Raw genomic sequence first — 2,290 nt, forward strand, 5'->3', positions numbered from 1 at the left:
TCCCAGCGGACCCCGCCGTTCAGCTCGAACGCACGCCCCAGCTCCAGCGTGTCGAAGGCATAGACCGCGATATTCTCGCTGGTCGCGCGCTGGCGCGCGGTTTCCACATAGTTGATCGACCCGCGATAGACGGTGTCGGGGTTGCTGATCGACAGGAACGGCAGCGGCGCGGTGGCCGATCCGTCGGCGTTGCGCAGCAGCGAGCCGGAGGCGATGCGATATTCCTCCACCAGCGCCGACACGCCGATGTTCGCCACGTTGCGGATGCCGCCGGCGGTGCCGTGTTCCAGCCGGATATCGGTCTGGTTGACCAGCAGCTGGTTCTCCTGATCGCGCACCAGCCCGCGCGGACCGGACGGCAGCCACTGCCCAGCCGGGATGGTAATCGTCGCGCCGTTGACCGTGGCGGTGCACGGCAGTCCTTGCGCATTGGTTGCGCTGGTCGCCACCGGCTGGCGATTGGTGGCGGAAAGGCAGAAGGTGCCCTGCGGCGCGCTGGTGACGCTATACTGGCCGACGCGCTGCCAGCGGGTCAGGTTGCGCACCGCGATGTGATCGTCGACCTCGTGGCGGAACGTCGCGGTCAGCCGGTCGACGGTGACGTCCTGCCGGTCGAGGTTGCGGTAGCCGTAATAGTCGCTGCGATCGATGCCCGGCAGGACCCCGCCCGACAGCGCATTGTTGACATAGGGCACGCCGTAGATCGGCGTGTTGCGGTCCTCCTGATGGACATAGGCGAGCGTCAGGCTGGTCGGACCGCCCGCGCCGATCGTCACCGCCGGTGCGACGCCCCAGCGCTCGAACTTCTCCACGTCGCGCCCCGGCACGTCATTGTGGTGATAGACCGCGTTCAGCCGCGCGGCGACATTGTCCGACAGCGGTTCGTTGGCGTCGATCGCGGCGCGGTAGTAATTGTCGGTGCCGACCGCCGCCTGCGCGATCGTCAGCGCCTCGGTCCGCGGCTCCTTCGACACCAGGTTGATCGTGCCGCCGACGCTGCCCGATCCGTTGAAGACCGAATTGGCGCCGTTATAGACCTCGATCTGTTGCAGGTTGAACGGATCGGTGCGGCTGTATTGCGCGCTGTCGCGGATGCCGTCGATGGTGATGTCGTTGTTCGCTGAAAAGCCGCGCAGGTTGATCGAATCGCCATAGCCGCCACCGCCCTCGCCCGCGCCGAAGGTGATGCCCGGGATCGTCTGCAACGCATCGCGCAGCGTCAGCAGGTTCTGCTTGCGCAGCACCTGGTCGGAAATGACCGTCACCGTCTGCGGCGTGTCGAGCAGCGGGGCGGTCGCCTTGGGGCTTTCCAGTTCGGCGGGCTTGCGGTCGTTAATGCCCGTGACGACGATATCGTCACGCTGGATGCGTGTGCGCGCGTCCTGATCCGATGGCGCCCCCGCATCGCTGCGCGGCGCCGAATCGGCCGGCGCGGCGAGCGCGGGCGCCGATGCGATCAGGCCGACGCATGACAGCGCCAGGAACGGAACGGACGACGACATGACTTTCCCCCTGAATTGATCGGGGTCAGCTATTGCTACTCGTTCGCACTGTCAACGTTATTGCGAGCCGATCGCATATTCGGCGAACAGCCATGACCGCAGCGCACTAGCTAGGTTGGGCGGATCGTCGGCACGAATGCGCAGCGCATCGATCGCGGCGACCAGCGCCGACAGCGGCAGCCCGCGCGCCGCCGCCGCCGCCTCCAGCGCGCGCCAGAACGCCGGTTCCAGGCTGATCGACGTGGCGTGCCCGGCGATCGTGATCGACCGTTTTACCGGCCCGGCGAAGCCCCCGGCGGGCGCGGCGATCGCCCTGCGGCCATCGCTCATCCGCGCGTCACTCGGCGTCGAACAGCGACGCCAGCTGCTCGATGATCGTGCCGCCCAGCTGTTCGGCATCCATGATCGTCACCGCGCGGCTGTAATAGCGCGTCACGTCATGCCCGATGCCGATCGCGACCAGCTGCACCGGCGACTTCTTCTCGATCCAGCCAATCACCTGCCGCAAATGGCGTTCCAGATAGGAGCCGGAATTGACGCTGAGCGTCGAATCGTCGACCGGCGCGCCGTCGGAAATGACCATCAGGATGCGCCGGTCCTCGGGCCGCGCCATCAACCGCGCATGCGCCCACATCAGCGCCTCGCCATCGATATTCTCCTTCAGCAGCCCTTCGCGCATCATCAGCCCCAGCGCGTTGCGCGCGCGCCGCCACGGCTCGTCCGCCATCTTGTAAACGATGTGGCGCACGTCGTTGAGCCGGCCCGGCTGTGGCGGGCCGGCTCAACGA

The 2,290-nt window shown here is 67.1% G+C and carries 2 protein-coding genes and 1 pseudogene; all 3 read right to left on the reverse strand.

From position 1 onward, the window contains the following. Positions 1-1,502, reverse strand: a 1,502-nt coding sequence (locus tag AX685_RS10920; RefSeq protein WP_156445770.1) for a TonB-dependent receptor, incomplete at its 3' end; no start/stop codon positions are given. Between the two features lie 57 nt (positions 1,503-1,559). Next, on the reverse strand, positions 1,560-1,832 hold the full coding sequence (locus tag AX685_RS10925; protein ID WP_066488548.1) for a ribbon-helix-helix domain-containing protein: 273 nt from the start codon (positions 1,830-1,832) through the stop codon (positions 1,560-1,562). Between the two features lie 7 nt (positions 1,833-1,839). Continuing rightward, positions 1,840-2,277 (reverse strand): annotated as a pseudogene (locus AX685_RS10930) (cobaltochelatase CobT-related protein); the annotation flags it as partial. Positions 2,278-2,290: the final 13 nt, after the last annotated feature.

Origin of the sequence: Sphingomonas sp. CCH9-F2 (assembly GCF_001556735.1) — a bacterium.
Lineage (GTDB): Bacteria > Pseudomonadota > Alphaproteobacteria > Sphingomonadales > Sphingomonadaceae > Sphingomonas > Sphingomonas ginsenosidimutans.

What these genes read in the sequence shown, in the direction of transcription:
- AX685_RS10925 (WP_066488548.1), bottom strand. Translation starts at nt 1,832, where the DNA reads ATGAGCGATGGCCGCAGGGCGATCGCCGCGCCCGCCGGGGGCTTCGCC.